The sequence below is a fragment of the Sediminibacterium sp. FW305-C-61 genome, from assembly GCF_058231065.1.
Genome location: NZ_JBIQXR010000004.1, coordinates 71,157 through 90,435, shown reverse-complemented (window position 1 = coordinate 90,435; position 19,279 = coordinate 71,157). Strand labels below are relative to the sequence as shown.

At 39.5% G+C, this 19,279-nt stretch carries 16 protein-coding genes; 9 read left to right on the top strand and 7 right to left on the bottom strand.

Annotated features, from left to right (window positions below):
* The first annotated feature begins 36 nt into the window (after positions 1-36).
* Positions 37-720 carry a nitroreductase family protein gene (locus tag ACH30E_RS11505; protein ID WP_294990603.1) on the top strand — a complete coding sequence of 228 codons (684 nt, stop codon included), beginning with the start codon at positions 37-39 and terminating at the stop codon, positions 718-720.
* A gap of 24 nt (positions 721-744) precedes the next feature.
* On the opposite strand, the gene rsmI is transcribed toward ACH30E_RS11505, so the two are convergent.
* The 4 genes from rsmI to ACH30E_RS11485 form a co-directional block, all read right to left on the bottom strand.
* Complete coding sequence (gene rsmI, locus ACH30E_RS11500) at positions 745-1,413, bottom strand: 16S rRNA (cytidine(1402)-2'-O)-methyltransferase (RefSeq protein ID WP_490824933.1); 669 nt, start codon at positions 1,411-1,413, stop codon at positions 745-747.
* A gap of 71 nt (positions 1,414-1,484) precedes the next feature.
* Positions 1,485-1,733, bottom strand: a complete 249-nt coding sequence (gene purS, locus ACH30E_RS11495; RefSeq protein ID WP_294990609.1) for a phosphoribosylformylglycinamidine synthase subunit PurS — start codon at positions 1,731-1,733, stop codon at positions 1,485-1,487.
* Positions 1,730-2,494, bottom strand: coding sequence for a CDP-alcohol phosphatidyltransferase family protein (locus ACH30E_RS11490; protein ID WP_490824931.1), 765 nt, complete (start codon positions 2,492-2,494; stop codon positions 1,730-1,732). Before ACH30E_RS11490 ends, purS begins: the two co-directional genes overlap by 4 nt.
* Positions 2,495-2,655: 161 nt before the next feature.
* The gene (locus tag ACH30E_RS11485) at positions 2,656-3,948 is read right to left on the bottom strand and encodes an aminopeptidase P family protein (RefSeq protein ID WP_490824930.1); all 1,293 of its coding nucleotides are present in this window, start codon (positions 3,946-3,948) and stop codon (positions 2,656-2,658) included.
* A gap of 177 nt (positions 3,949-4,125) precedes the next feature.
* Here ACH30E_RS11485 and ACH30E_RS11480 point away from each other — a divergent pair, with 177 nt between their 5' ends.
* Entirely contained in the window at positions 4,126-4,884 is a 759-nt protein-coding gene (locus ACH30E_RS11480) for a hypothetical protein (RefSeq protein WP_490824929.1), read from the top strand.
* Between the two features lie 57 nt (positions 4,885-4,941).
* Here the strand turns inward: ACH30E_RS11480 and ACH30E_RS11475 are convergent, their stop codons facing one another.
* Genes ACH30E_RS11475 through recG form a run of 3 tightly spaced genes read right to left on the bottom strand, consistent with a single transcriptional unit; the run spans position 4,942 to position 11,905 of the window.
* Complete coding sequence (locus ACH30E_RS11475) at positions 4,942-5,961, bottom strand: PorP/SprF family type IX secretion system membrane protein (RefSeq protein WP_294990621.1); 1,020 nt, start codon at positions 5,959-5,961, stop codon at positions 4,942-4,944.
* A gap of 9 nt (positions 5,962-5,970) precedes the next feature.
* Entirely contained in the window at positions 5,971-9,681 is a 3,711-nt protein-coding gene (locus ACH30E_RS11470; RefSeq protein ID WP_490824928.1) for a DUF7948 domain-containing protein, read from the bottom strand.
* Positions 9,682-9,739: 58 nt separating this feature from the next.
* A complete protein-coding gene (gene recG / locus ACH30E_RS11465) occupies positions 9,740-11,905 on the bottom strand; it encodes an ATP-dependent DNA helicase RecG (protein ID WP_490825183.1) in 2,166 nt (721 codons plus the stop codon).
* 433 nt (positions 11,906-12,338) lie between these two features.
* Between recG and trpS the strand changes: the two genes are divergently transcribed.
* The 7 genes from trpS to ACH30E_RS11430 all read left to right on the top strand — a co-directional run bounded on the left by trpS (position 12,339) and on the right by ACH30E_RS11430 (position 19,204).
* Positions 12,339-13,349 (top strand): tryptophan--tRNA ligase, encoded by a 1,011-nt coding sequence (trpS, locus tag ACH30E_RS11460; RefSeq protein WP_294990625.1) that lies wholly within the window; start codon positions 12,339-12,341, stop codon positions 13,347-13,349.
* Between the two features lie 185 nt (positions 13,350-13,534).
* Positions 13,535-14,170 (top strand): deoxynucleoside kinase, encoded by a 636-nt coding sequence (locus tag ACH30E_RS11455; RefSeq protein WP_294990627.1) that lies wholly within the window; start codon positions 13,535-13,537, stop codon positions 14,168-14,170.
* Positions 14,171-14,756: 586 nt separating this feature from the next.
* Positions 14,757-15,017: a hypothetical protein gene (locus ACH30E_RS11450; RefSeq protein ID WP_294990630.1), complete on the top strand. Its 261-nt coding sequence runs from the start codon at positions 14,757-14,759 to the stop codon at positions 15,015-15,017.
* A gap of 28 nt (positions 15,018-15,045) precedes the next feature.
* A complete protein-coding gene (locus tag ACH30E_RS11445; protein WP_294990633.1) occupies positions 15,046-15,297 on the top strand; it encodes a hypothetical protein in 252 nt (83 codons plus the stop codon).
* A complete protein-coding gene (locus ACH30E_RS11440) occupies positions 15,275-15,916 on the top strand; it encodes a hypothetical protein (protein ID WP_490824927.1) in 642 nt (213 codons plus the stop codon). The genes ACH30E_RS11445 and ACH30E_RS11440 overlap by 23 nt, the downstream gene beginning before the upstream one ends.
* Positions 15,885-17,042 carry an HlyD family secretion protein gene (locus tag ACH30E_RS11435; protein WP_490824926.1) on the top strand — a complete coding sequence of 386 codons (1,158 nt, stop codon included), beginning with the start codon at positions 15,885-15,887 and terminating at the stop codon, positions 17,040-17,042. The genes ACH30E_RS11440 and ACH30E_RS11435 overlap by 32 nt, the downstream gene beginning before the upstream one ends.
* Positions 17,039-19,204, top strand: a complete 2,166-nt coding sequence (locus tag ACH30E_RS11430) for a peptidase domain-containing ABC transporter (protein WP_490824925.1) — start codon at positions 17,039-17,041, stop codon at positions 19,202-19,204. Before ACH30E_RS11435 ends, ACH30E_RS11430 begins: the two co-directional genes overlap by 4 nt.
* Positions 19,205-19,279 lie beyond the last annotated feature (75 nt).

The following is a 19,279-nucleotide window of genomic DNA, read 5'->3' as shown; positions in this document are numbered from 1 at the left end:
AATCGTTTATTATGCTAATTTCAGAAAAAAAGAATTATGGCAACTTCAAAGATAATCAATGGCTTTCCATTTGTTGCTTATCATAAAGAAACATATAATGCAGGGGAAACTAAACAAAGAGCCCGGGAATTTTATGAATGGATGGATAAAAGACGTACAGTTCGCGACTTTTCAGATAAACCAATCGAACCTTCCATCATTGAAAATATACTATTGTCGGCCTCTACAGCTCCTTCGGGGGCACATAAGCAGCCATGGACATTTTGTATAGTTAAAGACCCGGCAATAAAGCGCCAGATACGTTTGGAAGCAGAAATGGAAGAAAAAGAGAGTTATGACCAACGCATGAGCGAAGAGTGGCTGGAAGACCTGGCTCCTTTGCAAACTGATTGGCAAAAACCTTTTTTGGAAACAGCTCCTTATTTAATAATTGTTTTTAGGAGAAGTTATGAGATCGATAGCAGGGGAAAGAAACGACAAAATTACTATGTAACCGAAAGTTGTGGAATCGCTTGCGGGTTCTTATTAACCGCAATCCATCATTCAGGATTGGTTGCGCTTACGCATACCCCATCTCCTATGAATTTTCTCAGTAAAATTTTAAACAGGCCGGAGAATGAAAAGCCTTATTTACTTATTCCTGTGGGATATCCGATAGAAGAATGTTTTGTGCCAGATTTATCCAGAAAAAAACTGGATGAGATTAGCGTATGGTATTAGTGTAGAAAAATGCAGGGTGATTGCTTATTCTTCTATGCCACCAATTACAATAACAATTTCACCTTTCACGGCTTTCGCCCTGAAATGATCGGCTACTGTTTTGATAGTGCCCCTGAAATTTTCTTCATACATTTTAGTAAGCTCCCGACTAACGGAACAGGCCCTGTCATCACCAAAATAACCAGCCATTTCATCTAGTGTTTTAACCAGTCGAACAGGACTTTCATAAAAAATCATGGTGCGGGTTTCCAGTGCCAATTGTTTAAAGAGCGTTTGACGCCCCTTTTTTATAGGGAGAAATCCTTCGAATACAAAGCGGTTAGAAGGAATGCCACTGTTAACCAATGCAGGTACAAATGCAGTAGCGCCTGGTAAACATTCTACTTTTATACCTTCCTGTAAACAAGCCCTCACCAATAAAAATGCGGGATCAGAAATTCCAGGTGTACCGGCATCTGTTATGAGTGCAAACTGTTTTCCGGCTTTCATCTGATCAACGAGGTGAGCAACAATTTTATGTTCATTGTGCTGGTGATAAGGAGAAAGCGGTTTTTGAATCTGGTAATGATTTAAAAACCGGGAAGAAGTGCGTGTATCCTCACATAGTATTACGTCTACCTGCTGTAACACTTCAATAGACCGAATGGTTACATCTTTTAAATTCCCAAGTGGTGTAGGAACGAGGTAGAGCATAATCGAATGTAAGATGTCAGATGGCAGATGGCAGATTTGGAATCTGAGATCTGACATCTGACATTATCAAATTATTGTATCATTTCTATTTCGTAAAACTCCATCACTGGATTAGCGAGTAGTTTTTTGCAGGCATCTTCGGCTATTTGTTTTGCTTCAGCTTCTGTAGCAGCATCGATCTGTAAAGTAATATGTTTACCAACCCTTACATCGGTAACCGATCCTAATCCAAGATTTGTTAATCCGCCCAACACTGCTTTACCCTGAGGGTCGAGAAGGTCTTTTAAAGGCATTACTTTAATCTGCACGTTATAGGTCATGATTCTGTTTGTTTAAGGAGCAAAGATAAAACTACGTAAGCAATAAAACTAAGCGGAACTGCAAGCCACCCAAATAAGAAAGCCCCAACTACTGCGACAGCAGCAATAATAAGAAATGGTGCCAGTTTTTTCAGGCTGATATTTTTGAATTTAAGTGCCATCATAGGTAAAGTAGATACCATGAGATAGCTAACCACGATAACCAATACATACCAAAACCATTTATTGAGCATCAGATTAATCACCCATGATTCACTTGTGTTCCAGTAAATCAGTGGAAATGAAGCAAACAATAAACCAGAGGCCGGAATCGGTACCCCTTTAAAACCATAGGTTTGTTGCGTATCAATATTAAACCTGGCCAAACGGTATGCGCCGGCACAGGGCAATAAAAAAGCAGGGAAAAGCCAAATAATGGAAGTGTCAAGTCCATCGGGTTCCTGTGCCATAGATAGCCTTAGAAATTGATATACAATTAATCCCGGCGCCACACCAAAACTCACCACATCAGCCAGAGAATCTAACTGCTTACCCAAATCGGAAGGTACTTTGAGAAGTCTGGCCACAAAACCGTCGCAAAAATCAATTACAGCCGCCAGGGCAAGTAATAGACTGGCCCATTGCATTTGTTCCGGCACTTCAACAATAGGCTCACCTGCAGAAGAACTGGTAATAGTTAGTCCAGTTTGCGTAATACAAACAATGGCCAAACATCCGAAAATCAGGTTAAGCAGGGTGAATAAATTCGGAATTTGTTTCATGGAACTTTTTTATTGCCTAAAACTTACGAGGCGAATCAATAGGTTTATGCGTTACTGGTGTTAGGTGCTAGGTATTAGGTGTTAGGTATTAGGAGAGGGGTTTATTAAATTTATAACTAATCCCTAACACCTAATACCTAACTCCTAACTGCTAACTGCTATCACCTCTTCTTCATCAATGCTTCTATATCTTCTACTGTAATCGGAATATTTTTCATCAGGTCAATATTGCCATTCCTGGTGATCCAGAAATTATTTTCTATACGTATACCCATTTGTTCTTCTTCGATGTAAATGCCCGGTTCTATGGTGAAAACCATACCCGCTTTTATTGGTTCGGTTTTGGTACCCAAATCATGTACATCAATGCCGAGGTGATGAGAAATACCATGATATAAATATTTACGATATGCCCTGTTTTCAGGGTTTTCATTCTTTACATCAGATTTTTTGAGCAAGCCAATTTTCAAGAACTGCTGTGTTGCTTCCTCTCCTACTTTATCGGTATAATCTACAATCGTTATCCCCGGTTTTAAGATGCTTTTCGCATAGTTATGCAAATGTAAACAGGCATTATAAACTGTTTTTTGTCTGCGTGTGAATTTTCCATTAACTGGTATAGTACGCGTCAGATCTGCACAATAACCACCGTATTCGGCTCCAAAATCCATCAGAATCATTTCCCCATCCTTACATTCCTGGTTATTCGACACATAATGTAGTATGCGTGCCCGGTCACCACTGGCTATAATACTTCCGTATGCTGGACCTGTAGCCCGCTGACTATAAAAATCGTGGTAGATTTCGGCTTCTATTTCATATTCCATTACACCGGGTTTAATAAACCCAAGCAAGCGACGGAAAGTATGTTCAGTTATATTGATTGCTTGCTGGATAACCGCTACTTCTTCTTTTGTTTTAATGGCCCTCAACGAACGCATGATTTTTGCTGAACGATGATACTGATGTAAAGGATAACGCGCTTTCATTTCATCAACAAAACGATAATCGCGACTTCTGATTAGTGAGGCCTTACGATCATTTTCATTGGTATCCAGGTAAACATTATCGGCCAAATGAACCCAGGTTTGTAATAATGCATCAATACTATCCAGCCATACGATGGTTTGAATTCCGGAAATAGCGGTTGCTTCATTAATTCTCAGCCTTTTGCCATCCCATTTTTCTTTCAATTCATTAGGGCGAACCAAAACCAGTACTTCCCTGTATTTAGGATCCGGACAGTTTGGGAATAAAATGACCATTGAATCTTCCTGTGTTATGCCACTTAGCCAAAAGAGGTTACTGTTTTGCTTGAACTTATGCAGGGCATCACCATTCATTGGCCATTCATCATTGCTTACAAAAATGGCAATACTATTGGGCAACATAGCCTTAATGAATCGTTCTCTATTGGTAATGAAGATGTTAGGATCCAATGAATGATATTTCATATAGGTTCGTTTGAAGTGCTGCAATATAAAACAATAAGCGCTGACAGCACCAGACAATTCACCCACCCAAACAACCACAAATGTTAAAAAACAACCGATTATCCAGATTTTTTATCTATTTACGAATATTATCGTACGTTTACTACGAAATAATTCGTCAATCACTAATTCAACATTATGAAAACAATCTTATTCAACAAATGGGCAACAGGCATCGTACTGGCCTTGTTAACCATCAGCTTTACTGCATGGAAGGTATCCGACAACAACAACACAGCAGATACACCAGATGGTGATTATTTTATGCAGGATACCCTCAAACCAAAAAAGAAATACAAGTTTAAATATGAAGATGATCGCGACTACAAGATTCACGATCTTGATAAAGCCATCAGGGAATTGGATAAAGCTTCCATTGAAATGAACCGAGACCTGAAAATAGACCTCGACAAAATGGATGTGGAAATCAAAAAGGCCATGGAAGAAATAAAAAAAGTAGACTTAGACAAAATCCAGGTGGAAGTACAAAAGGCTATGAAAGAAGTTGCGGCGGCATTAAAAGAAATTGATTTCAAAGAAATAGACCTGGAAATGGCTAAAGCCAAAAAGGAACTTAAGTCAGAAAAGTTCAAGCATGATATTGACTTTAAAAAAATAAAAACAGAAGTAGAAAAAGGTTTGGCTGAAGCTAAAGAAGGTATTAATACCGCAAAAAAACAATTAGTAAGAATGAAATCATTTGTTGATGCCTTAGATAAAGACGGGCTTATTAACAAAAATGATAGTTATAAAATACAGGTGAAGGACCATAAGCTCTACATTAATGGCAAAGCGCAGTCTGATGCTGTTAATAAGAAATATAGTCAATACCTGTCAGATGAAGATTATACCCTAACAAGGGATGCTGACGATGATGATGATGACATCGAAATTTAATGCTTGACGATAGTCCATAGTCCATGGTCCATGGTCTATGGACTATCGTCTATTGTCTTAAAACCTAACCGTAGGGCACTTCACCCCTCTTCCACCATTGGTGAAAATGCCACTCTTTACTATGGATATTTCATAGGCCCCTCGGGCACCATTTATACTACTCAGGTTAGAGGTAGTTGCATCGTAGTTAAACGTAAAACGGGTATCATTTACCTGATAACCAACCAGAGGAATCACTGCATCTTTATGGCGATAATAAACACCAAGAATAAGTTGTTGTGCACCATCGCCACTCAAATCTCTGTTTGCATTAAAACCAACTACGGTTTCCCATGCATTACTCATTTTACTCACATAAATATTTGGATTAACAATCCATCTATCTTCAATTTTCATACTGGCATTTACAAAGCCGGTATACCTCCTGTTAACGCGTGTATCAGCCACATTCGGAGAAAAGAAACTCTCTTGCGGCGTGTTAAGATGCATTACACTTACACCAGCATTCAGGTATAAATTATCAGAAGCAAAATAAGCATAATTCATCCCTACCTGCAGGTCTACGTAGGAAGTTTGGCTATAAGCAAATGGTTCATTTGAAGGAACATTGATATCGAAAAATTGTCCGTTCCATTGGTTATCAAAACTCAGTTTTGTAATATCAATTCTTTTGGTCACCAATCCAAGACTAAACCCACCACTTAATAAACTATTATAGCCGATCATCTGGTGCCATGCTACGCTAGCATAAGCATTGGTAGAAACAAGGTTCCCGCTTCCTGCTTTGTCGCTATATAATGCTGCGCCAAGCCCCATCCATCCATTTTCAAATCGATTGGTGAATAATTTGGTATCGCCCCAGGCACTCATGGTACGATATGGATTACCCACACTTGCCCATTGATTGCGATAATTACCTCCAATACGATAATCGTAATCCGGATTAAAACCAGTATTGGCCGGATTAACTAATAATGGTGCATTATAATACTGGGAAAAATGCAAACCTTGCCCATTAACATTGACGCCAATGATCAATAACAAAATAATCCCTGCTGTTTTCAACACACTATGCATAACTGGCAATTATCGAAGTAATGTAATATCTCCTTTCCTGGATACCTTATCTCCACTCGTAAATTCAATCTGTAAAGTATAATGGTACACATCCTGAGGCTGCAACCTTCCTTTGTATGTACCATCCCAGCCTTCTGTCTGGTTATTACTAATATAAACCTGTACCCCCCATCTGTTATAAATGCGCCAGGTCATTTTACCAATTCCGAAACCCCTCACGAATATGCGGTCATTGGTGCCATCGCCATTTGGTGAAAATGCATTGGGCACTTCAGCATTTGCATTTACGGTTACGCTTATTGATTGGCAGGTTGTGTCACTACAACCAGCCGCATTAAACGCAATTAGGCATGCATTATAAGTTCCGGTTCTATTATACTGATGTGGCACCTGTATATCCGGGTCGGTGGTAATGGTACTATCCCCATCACCAAATAACCATTTAAAACTTGTTCCGCCAACCGTGCCATTATTAAATACAACTGGTGTATTGGGTTCTGTTGGGTTAGGTGAATAGGTAAAAGCTGCTGTCGGACTTCCACTAACCGTAATGGTTTGTGTGGTTGTATCGCGCAGGTTACAGGTTGCATTGTCTACTGCAATTAATTGTACAGTGTAAGAACCCGGGGTTGCATATAAATGGGTTGGACTCGTTGCCGTAGATGTGCTTCCATCGCCAAAATCCCAGAAGAATTGTTGTCCGGCTAATGATGTATTATTGAATACAGCATTATAAGGAGCGCAACCAATTGCAGGTGTAGTAAACCTTGCATCTACATTTGGCGAAATGCGAATCTGTTGAATAATACTATCTGCGTGATTACAGTAATTGGTGTCAATTAAGACCAGTTTTACATCAAACGTACCACCAGCGGCATAGGTATGAGTTACAATGCCAGTACCTGCAATCCTGGTTGTTCCATCTCCAAAATCCCACCTGAAACTTTGATTGGTGAATGGTTTACCCGCGGGAGCAACAGAAGTATTATTAAATTCAAAAGTTAATGATTCGCAAGGCGGCACTTTTGTTGCCGTAAATGATAATGCAGCTTCATCGCCTCTTACCCTCATATTGATATAAACTGTATCGGCAAGATTGCACTTACTGGAATCAACTGCTATCAATCTAACCCTGTAAAGTCCGATATTATTAAACGTATGTGATATAGATGGAGTGGTGGTACGAATATCAGGTGTACCATCCCCAAAATTCCACCAGTAAGCTTTTGCCTGAGCGATGGTATCACGGAAATCGACAGTTAATGGTACACAACCTGCTGTATCTCTCGGCACGCCGTTTATAGATGTCTGAATACCCGCACCAACACCTGCAAGGTCGAATGATAATTTTATGGCCAATAGATTACAGCGTCCCCCATTAGATTGGTTCTGGTTATTTCTTGCCCAGGCTCCTGCAGTACCCGTTACCATTCCAGAGCCATCTGAATTGCCGGAGCAGGAACAAATTGATTGATAGATAGTCCCATTGCGATCAAAACGACTTGTTCCTCCATCAACATGGTCTGGTGAAGGAGGGTTTGTTGCATTTAATGCTGAGGCGCCAAAAAATGAAGCAAATAAAATAGACCGGGCATCTTTTTCAATTACATAGAAATATAAGTCCTCCCCGTCTGTTGATGTTTTAAATTGATCTGTTCCTGCAGTAACCAATCCCCTTGTACCAGATGAGGGCATCCCTGTTTGTAAGGTTCCTCCCCAACCGGATACATAGACATTTTCGCAACGATCAACAAGAAAAGCGGTTGGTGAAATATTGGGTACACTACCCGTAACCGTTCCGAAATTGGTTGAATATATAAAGCCAGATAAATCAGGCTGTAGTTTAGAAATAAATTGCTTACCGGTTGCCTGACTATTATTCGCGTTTATAGGTGCATTTATTACAGGCCAGGCAACAGTAGTTGTTCCCATGATATAAGGGAACCCATTTCGGTCAAATTGAATTCCATAGATCAGGTCTATACCGTTTGTTGCGAAATAACTTGTTTTAAGAATTTGAGAACCATCTGGTGAAATAATTGATACAAAGCCATCTACATTACCTTGAAAAGTTGGAAATAATACGCCGGATTTATCACCTGGTAAATTATTACTCATGGTTCCACCGGCCACATAGATATTTCCATTTTGTGGGTGCAGGGCAAGTACAAAAGCGGCATCATCTCCATTTCCACCCAGAAATGAACTGAATTGAACTGCACTAAGATCTGCATTTAATTTAATTACTACTCCATCCTGAAAACGTGTTGGAGTAGCTGTTCCCGGAGTAGTTTGAAATGCGGAAGCTGTTATTGGAAAATTCACAGACTGGGTTACAGATGCCAGAATAGGGTTACCTGCCGCATCAAGTATGATTTCACTGCGTGCATCGTCCCCATAATTTCTGCGGGTACTTTCTGCTACAAAAGGCGGTGTATAGTTCTGACGTACATTCACACCTTCATCACCAGTCCCCCCTATACGAATTGAACTAAGAATATCAGAGCCAGAGGCATTTAATTTAGTAATAATTATATCAGCCCCACCACCACTACCGTATAAACCAAGTCCACGCGTAGGATAGGTATTTCCAGAACTGGAACGTCCGGCTATAAATAAATTTCCTTGTCCATCAACAACCAGACTATGCGGTTGCTCATTCCCTGTACCACCCAGATAGGTAGCATAAATCCTGTTGAATCCGGAGGGATCAAATTTGATAATTGCAATATCGTTAGCAGGTAAGTCGCCTTCTCGTACACCGCCCTGAAAAGTTCTTTGGAATGCACCATTATTTACCGGGAATGTACCTGACTGAAATACGATACCACCACCATAAAAATTACCCTGCGCATCATAGGTTGCAGTAAAACCCCAGTTATCTGCCGTACTACCGGAATAACTAATAAAAACAATAGATGGATCTATGACCAATGTAGCATCTTTATTATAAGCTCCATTCAGCTTAAAACGAACAATATTACCTTTCACATCAAAACTGCAGGGAACTTCCTTTTTAGTATTACGTAGTAGTTGATAACTATAAGGTTCCATCTCCTGAACATCCATTACTGATGTTTTGATCAGCAGCTTTTTATCTTTTACTTTAAGTCCGTCGGCACCTTCAAAATAAAGGTTTACATCATCGATATTACCTCCTGGATGTACAATAAGGTCATACTTTAAAACCCCGCTTGTTGTGTAATAACGGATATCAATATTGGGATAGATATTTTTAAACGTAACTGCCTGGTATATCTTACAGTTAGGCGCCCATTTCGTAGAATCATTTCCGATAAAATAGTTGTTATAAGCGGAAAGTGCTTTATCAGGAACCACTTCGGCATTGGGGTTTGCATTAAGAAACTTAACCTGGTAAGTATGCCCTCTTAAAATACCGTTTTCAGATGTCCCCCCACCTCCTTCAGGATTTCGGGGAATGTCCACATTTGAGGAAGTTTTTACTGTAGGAGTTGGCGTATTATGCTGGTGCGTACCAGCATGAGGGTTCAACCTGCTTAAATCTGATTCATTATAAAGTAAAACCCGGTATCCATCAGATTGGAGCGCCACGGATCCAATGCCTGTATTAGCCAGAAAGCGTATTTTCTTGTCCCACTGCCCCTTGTTTTCAACAAATTCCAGATAATTCTGTGCAAAGGTCATTATTCCTGACATAAGCAATACCACTACACCAACTATTTTCTTCAGTGCTGCCAATCCTCAATTTTTTAATAAGTTACTATAATAAACGATTCCTGCCATGTTAAAGTTCACATCAGGATATTTTACTCCAGGCATTTTTACCTTTCTGTGACTTCAAGTAATGTTTTAACAGCAAATTCTTTGCCATATTCAGGTCCGGATCTTCCTCACAAATTTGTTCTGCGGCTGTCCGGGCCAATTCCAATAAGTCCTTATCCTGCACTATGCTAGCTACTTTAAAATTCAATTCACCGCTCTGTCTGGTGCCTTCAATATCACCAGGGCCACGCAGTTCAAGGTCTTTTTCTGCTATTTTAAAACCATCATTTGTGGCACACATAGTATTGATCCGTTCACGGCCCTCTTTGCTTACTTTGGCACCCGTTAATAAAATGCAAAAACTTTTCTCACTACCCCTTCCCACCCTTCCTCGAAGCTGGTGTAATTGCGATAATCCGAATTTTTCGGCACTTTCGATAACCATAACCGAGGCATTGGGAACATTTACGCCTACTTCAATTACAGTGGTACTTACCATTATCTGTGTGTCGCCGGATACAAAACGTTGCATGTTTGTTTCTTTCTGATCTGCAGTTTGCCTGCCGTGCACCATACTTATACGATACTTTGGTTCAGGAAAAAAACTTTTAACCTGCTCATAGCCCTGCATCAGGTCTTCATAACTTAATTTTTCACTTTCTTCAATCAGTGGGTATATAAAATAAGCCTGTCTGCCTTTTTGAATTTCTGTTTTTACAAAATCCATTACACTTGCCCTTGCTATTTCATTACGATGAACAGTAGTGATAGGTTGTCTGCCCGGTGGTAATTCATCCATTACACTATAATCAAGATCGCCATAGGCGGTCATAGCCAGGGTCCTGGGTATTGGGGTAGCCGTCATCACCAACACATGTGGCGGTATCGCGGCTTTCTCCCATAATTTTGCCCTTTGGGCTACGCCAAAACGATGTTGTTCGTCTACAACAACCAGTCCCAGGTTTTTAAACTGAACAACATCTTCAATAACCGCATGTGTTCCCACCACAAAATGTATTGTATCGTTTAGTAGTCCGGCCAGGATTCTTTTCCTTTCCTTTCCTTTTACACTACCTGTAAGTAGGGCAATTTCAACAGGCATTTCTTTCAGCAATTCCTTAAGGCCAGTATAATGTTGCTGGGCCAGTATTTCGGTAGGGGCCATCAGGCAGCTTTGGTATCCATTATCTGCAGCAAGCAGCATGCTTAGTAAAGCCACAATTGTTTTACCACTTCCTACATCACCTTGTAATAAACGGTTCATTTGATAACCCCGTCCGGTATCCGTTCTAATTTCTCTGATTACTCTTTTTTGTGCACCGGTAAGTTGGAAAGGAAGAAAATGATTGTAAAATTGATTGAACAAATCACCCACTTTTTCGAACAGTACTCCCCTGCTGCTTTTATGTCGCTCTAATCGTATCAGGTTAAGTCTTACCTGCGCAATAAACAACTCTTCAAATTTGAGTCTCTTGAGAGAACGATTATACGCATCCTGTGAAACAGGAAAATGAATATTCACATAGGCCTCATAGCGATTGATTAGTCCATGTGCAGTTATGATATGTTCAGGAAGATTTTCTGGGATATCAGTTGGTTTAATTTGGGAAAACAACTGATAAGTGAGTTTCCCTATTTGACGACCATTTAAACTGCGGGCTTTTAATTTTTCAGTGGCTGGATAAACGGGTTCAAGATATTCCTTACCATCGGCTTTGGCAGCAACAAAAGGTTCAATTTCCGGGTGAACCATTTGAGGTTTCCCATTAAAAAAACCTGTTCGCCCGAAAACAAGGTATTTCTGTCCCGGCACCAGATTTTTTTGCACCCAATTAATACCCTGGAACCAGGTTAATTCAATGCTGCCGGAATCGTCTTTCAGCAAAGCGACTAAACGTTTGGTTCGCTTTTCACCCAATATTTCAAACTGTTGTAAAATTCCTGCTACCTGTGCAAAATCTGTTTGATAATTAATGGTTGCAATTTTATTGACCCTTGTCTTATCAATATGGCGATGAGGAAAATGATCCAACAGGTCACCAAAAGTGAATATCTCGAGTTCCTTTCGCAATAAATCACCCCGTAGCGGACCAACGCCTTTGAGGAACTCGATGGGGGTGGATAATATGGAGGATGTCGGATGGCTGATGTCGGATTTGTGTTTGGTTTTTAAATTTTGATTTTGGGGAGGTGGTTTTATGGTTTATGTACCTTTCCCTTTTTTCTTTACAAATATCCTCCCTGATAAGGATATAGAAAATTCAATCTTTGAAACTAAGGGCAAGTTACAGGCAACAGTAAAAAGTGGAAAATTTTTAAGCCTTGCAGTTTGTAGCTTGCGGCCAAAACTGTCAAGGGAAAATAGGCTGCGCGCTTCTAGCCTCTAGCTGCTAGCCTTGATTGGTGCATATTTTAGGTTTTCTGCAATTATTTGAATAAATGACAGGGCTTGCGAATTTGTTTTGTAAAACCTACTTAGAATAAATATTTAATTACCATATTTATGCTTGTGGATACTTAAATTAATAGCTAAAAAAGCCAGTAGCTAGCAGCTAGAAGCTAGAAGCTTTTTTTCCCGGACCGCAATGGCTTGCGTCTTGCAGCTTATAGTTTCTCTTTCTTATCTTCGCCGGATGGAAAAAGAGGTTGTTTTAAGTGGAATTCGCCCAACTGGCTTTTTGCACCTGGGAAATTATTTTGGAGCCATGCGTAACTATGTTCGTATGCAGGATGAGTTTAACTGTTATTTTTTTGTAGCGAACTGGCATAGTCTTACCACCCACCCCGACACACGCGAATTAAAAAATAGTGTTTACAGGGTAATTGCTGAGAATGTTGCTTGTGGATTAGATCCTGAAAAAGTGGCCTTATATGTACAAAGTGATGTACCCGAGATTGCCGAACTATACTTATACCTTAATATGATGGCATATAAGGGTGAGCTTGAAAAGACGGTTACATTCAAAGAAAAAGTGCGGTTACAGCCAGATAATGTAAATGCTGGTTTGCTTACCTATCCGGTTTTACAAGCCGCCGATATACTGATTCACAGGGCTGTAAAAGTGCCCGTGGGTAAGGACCAGGAACAGCATTTGGAAATGGCCCGTAATTATGCCGAAAGGTTTAACCATCGTTATGGCGATGTATTGCCTTTACCTTATGCATTTAATTATGGAGGGGAACTGGTCAAAATATTAAGTCTGGATGGCGTTGGAAAGATGAGCAAGAGTGAGAACCAGATGAATACACTTTATCTGGCTGATGAAGATGATAGCATCCGGAAAAAAATCATGAAAGCCAAGACCGATCAGGGACCATCGGAGCCTAATTCCATAAAACCTGATTACATAGAAAACCTGTTCACACTTATGAAACTGGTGAGTAGTGCTGATACGGTAAAAAAATTCGAAGACGATTTCAATAATAGCAGTGCTGGCAATTGTATTATTCGCTATGGCGATTTGAAAAAGCAGTTGGCAGAAGATATGATTCGCTTTATCCAACCGATCAGGGCCAAAGCCTCAGATATTCAAAACAACCCCGATCTGTTGCAAAAAATCATCAGGCAAGGAGCAGAAAAAGCAAGGCAAAGCGCATCAGCTACCCTAAAACTGGTACGATCTGCTGTAGGGATGGATTATTAGGTTTATAGACCTTAGACTATGGTCCATGGTCCATAGTCCATAGTAATAGTAAATTAACCAAAGACTATTGACCATTGACCATTGACCATTCACTATGGTCTATGGACCATGGACTACGGCCCCAAACCATCATCTTCCCTGAAAATTCTCTGCCTAATTCTCTCAACTTTCGTATTTTCATTTTTATGGCGAAAATCAAGAAACCAAAACATGTGGCTATTGCCGGAAATATCGGCGCCGGTAAAACTACGCTAACTGAAATGCTGAGCAAGCATTATCGCTGGATTCCTCAGTTTGAGGATGTTGATCATAATCCATACCTGATGGATTTTTATGAAGACATGCCGAGATGGAGTTTCAATTTACAGATCTTCTTTTTAAACAGTCGTTTAAATCAGTTATTGGATATTCACCATGGTACTGAAACGGTGATACAGGACAGAACCATTTATGAGGATGCTAATATTTTTGCGCCTAACCTGCATGAAATGGGTTTGATGAGTAAGCGAGATTTCGATAATTATTACCAGTTCTTCCAAACCCTGAAGACCATGGTACAACCACCTGATTTGCTGATTTATTTAAAGGCATCTGTTCCTACACTAGTGGCCCAGATTCAGAAGCGTGGTCGTGAGTATGAGGAAAATATCAGGCTTGATTATTTAAAACGCCTGAATGAATATTATAATAAATGGATCGATGGCTACAAAGAAGGCCAATTACTGGTGATCGATTGCGATAAAAATAAGTTCGCAGAAAGTGAAGAGCATTTTGGAGAAATCATCAGCAAAGTTGATGGTATGCTATTTGGGCTTTTTTAAATAGGTTACATTTAATTGAATGCCACTGAGGGCACAGAGAAGCACAGAATCGTTTCAGTGTTTCTCTGTGCCCTCAGTGGCATTTAAAAGATATGATTATTCCCATTAGCCTTCCCCTCAATCAGCTATCCTACCTACTCCACTTCACTCGCACCAATCGATTTCGATTTCACTACGCCGCTCGTTGATTATTTAACCTCAGTCGCACCCAACATCTCATTCTTTCTCAATCTGTGTATAATCTTGATTGCATAGAATTCTCCCTCAAGCTAATTTTACATCCACATTCATCCACACGCTTAACAGCACAATGGATTAATAAAAGATCATTCAATGATCGCTCCCCCCAACTACAGAAAGTAAAGGCTACACCAAATTAGGTTGTAGTTATTCATTGCGCTATCAGCTATCAATTAAAATGGTCGTGTAATCGACTATAGCCAGTCATTCAGCAGCTGCTAATTGCGGGATCATGATGTACGGTCTAACCCAAAGAAAAAGAGGCCGTCGAAGGGAAAATTTACTGTAAGCCCTGTTCGGATGTACAACGAACATCAGACGAGTATTTACCATTAAAACACCTTGTATGCAAACAATAGAATTAAACCGCTTTGGACTTATACCTATGTCTCAGTCAGATATGGAAGAAACAGATGGAGGCTTTGTGTGGTTTCTTGTAATAGCTGCCTGCGCCCTGCTATCCGGATGTGGAAATGGAAGCGGTAATCAGGTGAACAGTTTCAATGGAGATCATAATAATAACACGAGCCACTTCAGTCAGGATTCTGTTCAAAACAGTTCAAGCGCACATGGTTCATTACAAGTGCCCTTACCTGGCAAAAAATAATCTGCAACCATTTAAACAAAGAAGCATTATGGAATTATCTCAATTTCAATTAACTGAGCTAAATGCACAGGAATTAGAGGAAACAGATGGTGGTTTTATCTGGCTTATTGCCATCGGAGCTTGCTTATTGCTTAGTAGCTGTGGAAACGGTGTAGGCAATCAGACCAATACTACAAATGGCACTGGTAACACAACCAATATATACAATCTGAATACACACCACGGAGATACTATCATTATTTCTAATGGCGTAAAACGTGACACCATTATTCATCAATAAACAAATGGGTAAGGTGGTTGCACCTTACCCTCTTAATAAAATGAAGCAAAAAGTGTACATTATTTTATGGATGACAATATTGAATGCTTATGATCTTATAAGTACTTATATCATGTCGCCAGACCTTTCCCTCGAAGGAAATTGGGTAGTACAGACATTCAACGGTGGCTGGTTATTGCTGATCACAGATTGCCTGGCATGGCAAGCATTGTATAGTATTCCTATATTTTATGCACTCAACCATACTTCCCATTCAACTTTAAAAACTCAGAAAAAAATTATCCTATCCTGGTGCAAGTCAATATTTGCGGGATACCTGGTTATGAAATTGCTTATTGGAACAGACAATCTTTTATCAACTTATTGCGCTGCATATTTACGCGAACATGCAGTATTAGATGTCCAGGTGAAACAGCATTTCTGCTGGAGTATCGATTTGCAATCCCCACCCTGGTTATCTATAAAAGGAAAGCTGGTGTATATCTATGGATTTATACCTCCACCAACTAAACATCTGTTCATGACAATCTTAATTGGATTAACTGTCTTAATTAAGACCATTCGCTTTTATTATTCATTCAAAACAAATGATACCAATCCAAACCCTATCAATACATAATCATCAACCGACCCTATGGAAAAAAAGCAAGGCCATTTATTTAGTCACACTTACACTGGTAGTCTCTGCTATTGGCTCCCTTCAATTTATCAAAACAACTATATCCATAAAAAGTACTGGCATCATACGACCTCAAACAGAAAGAACAGATATAAAGCCTTCTATCGGCGGCATACTCGAATCAATACTAATCAAAGAAGGAGATTTTATTCAAAAAGGGCAGTTGCTTGCAGTTATAGAGGATCGAACTACTACTCCCAAGATAATCCTGAATCATTATGAACAAAAACAACGACAGGATTTCATTGCGGACCTAACCAAACTCACCGGCAAGGAAAGCATTGAACCATCAGCATTACAAACACCCCTGTATCGACTAGAGCTAAGCCGGTTTCTGGCACAGTTTGCGGAAAAGGAAGATGATATAAATAAATTAAAAAAGGAACTGGAAATAAATTACACCTTACTATCAAGCAAAGCAATAGCCCCGAAAGAATATTTCGATAAAGAAAAAGAAATTCAAAAACGCAGATCCGAATTTGAAGTCTTTCAGTTTAATCAGCAATCGAACTGGCAACAAGAACTTAACCGCTACAAACAGGAGCTTTCACAAATTCAGGTTCAAATGCATGTTCTTGAAACAGAAAAACAACAACACAAAATATATGCCCCACTGAGTGGTATTGTACAAAATAGCCAGCATCACTATATTGGAAGGTATATACAGGCTGGGGAATCATTATGTACCATTTCACCTGAAACTGAATTAGTGGCAGAATGCCCGATTAGTGCATCAAGAATCGGCTTAATACAAATGCATCAAAAAGTCCAGTTTCAGATAGATGCATTCGACTACAACTACTTTGGTATACTAACAGGAAAAGTAGTATCCATAGACAACGACTTCAGTATAATAGACAATAAACCCATTTTCAAAGTCAGGTGCAGTTTCAACCAAAAGCAATTATTACTAAAAAATGGATATAGGGGTATGCTGAAAAAAGGGTTGACGTTGCAAGCGAGATTTATAGTAACAGAGCGAACAGTTTGGCAACTGCTTTTCGATCAAATCGACAACTGGCTTAATCCAACAGCCCCTACCCTTTTTGAACCTACAGCACCATGAGTACCCGTAACATTCGCATAAAACAAAGAGATATCACTGATTGTGGTGCAGCATGTCTGGCTTCGATTGCCCGATATTACCATCACAACATTCCTGTAAGCCGTATCAGACAATATGCAGGGACAGACAAAAAAGGCACCAACGTACTCGGACTAATAGAAGCAGCAGAAAAAATGGGCTTCCAGGCAAAAGGTGCTAAAGGTCATTCGGAAAGCCTTGCAAAGATTCCGCTTCCTGCCATTGCGCATCTGGTATTAAAAGATGGATTACACCATTATGTGGTAATTTATAAAGCCAAGGCCAGCAAGATTTTTTATATGGATCCTGCCGATGGATTATTGCATAAAGTTACAATAGATAAATTTCAGGAATCCTGGAGTGGTGTGATAGTGCTCATGTTACCAGACCAAAACTTTATAAGTAACGACAGACAAAAAAGTACATTGAGAAAATGCTGGGAACTTATCAGACCACATCGTTTCATCATGATACAGGCACTTATAGGTGCCATTATTTATACCATACTCGGTCTTTCGACATCCATCTATCTTCAGAAAATTATCGACCATGTACTGGTTGAAGGAAATCTAAGACTGTTAAACCTACTTAGCCTGGCAATGGTATTTATCCTGATATTTCAACTGATTATCGGAGGCTACAAAACAGTTTTTGGACTACGCACGGGACAATTGATTGATGCGAGGTTGATACTGGGCTATTATAAACACTTGTTATCACTACCCCAGCGTTTTTTCGACACCATGCGTATCGGTGAAATCATTAGTCGGGTAAATGATGCGGTAAAAATCAGGGAATTCATCAATAGTGTAGCGCTGAATATTGTAGTAAATGGACTTATCATTCTATTCAGTTTGGCTGTTATGTTTATTTATTATTGGAAACTGGCTTTACTAATGCTTGCCATTATCCCTATTTACCTGATCTTCTATTTTATCAGCAATCAGGTAAATAAAAAATGGCAAAGAAAACTAATGGAAGAAGCTGCCGCATTGGAGTCGCAACTGGTAGAAAGCATGAATGCTATTGGAACCATTAAACAATTCGGACTCGAAGATGTGACGCATGATAAAACTTCGGAACGATTTTTCCAATTACTACAAAGTGTATATAATAGCAGTATTTATAGCATATACATTGGAACGGGTACGGAATTTTTTACGCGCATATTCACCATTGGCCTGCTGTGGACCGGAAGTTATTATGTAATTAGTCATGAACTTTCACCTGGGGAACTTTTATCTTTTTACGCTTTAATCGGGTACTTCACCGGACCTGCATCTGCTCTGATTGGTGCAAATAAACAAATACAGGATGCTTTAATAGCAGCCAATCGACTATTTGAAATCATTGATCTGGAAACTGAACAACAAAAAAACACTGCCATTCAGTTCAACCGCAATCAGATTGCCAATATCTATTTCAAGAATATTTATTTCAGGTACGGTACAAGATCGGTGGTATTTGAAGGTTTTAACCTGGAAATCATAAAAGGACAATCCACTGCAATTGTCGGAGAAACAGGAAGCGGAAAATCAACACTGTCTGCATTATTGCAAAATCTATACCCAATAAAATCGGGCAATATTTTTATCGGTAGTATCGATATTCAAAACATCAGCAATCATACATTGAGAAAATTAATTGCCGTTGTTCCACAGCAAATTGACCTATTCAATGGAACTGTTTTAGATAATATTGCTATCGGAGATTCGTCTCCCGATTTAGCCCGCGTTGTTCAATTATGTGAACTGCTGGGAATACATCAATTTATCACGCAATTAAAAGATGGATATTTCTGTACACTGAATGAACAGGGGAATAATTTATCTGGCGGACAAAGACAGCGTTTAGCTATAGCAAGGGCTTTGTACAGAGATCCGGAAATTTTGATTCTTGATGAAGCTACCAGTAATCTCGATCCTATAAGTGAACAACAGGTACAGGATACACTTCTATGGTTTCAGTTACAAGGGAAAACGATCATCATTATTGCACATCGTTTATCTACAGTCAGAAACTGTAATTCCATCGTTGTTTTGCAAAATGGCAAGCTTGTTGAACAAGGATCGCATGAAGTATTAATGAGCAAAAAAGAATACTATTATCGTCTTTGGCAGCAGTATCATGGTCGTACATTATAATACTTCCTCAACTCGTTCCACATTATAAAAACAGAAATCCCGCCATAATTGACGGGATTCCATTCAAACAGACAA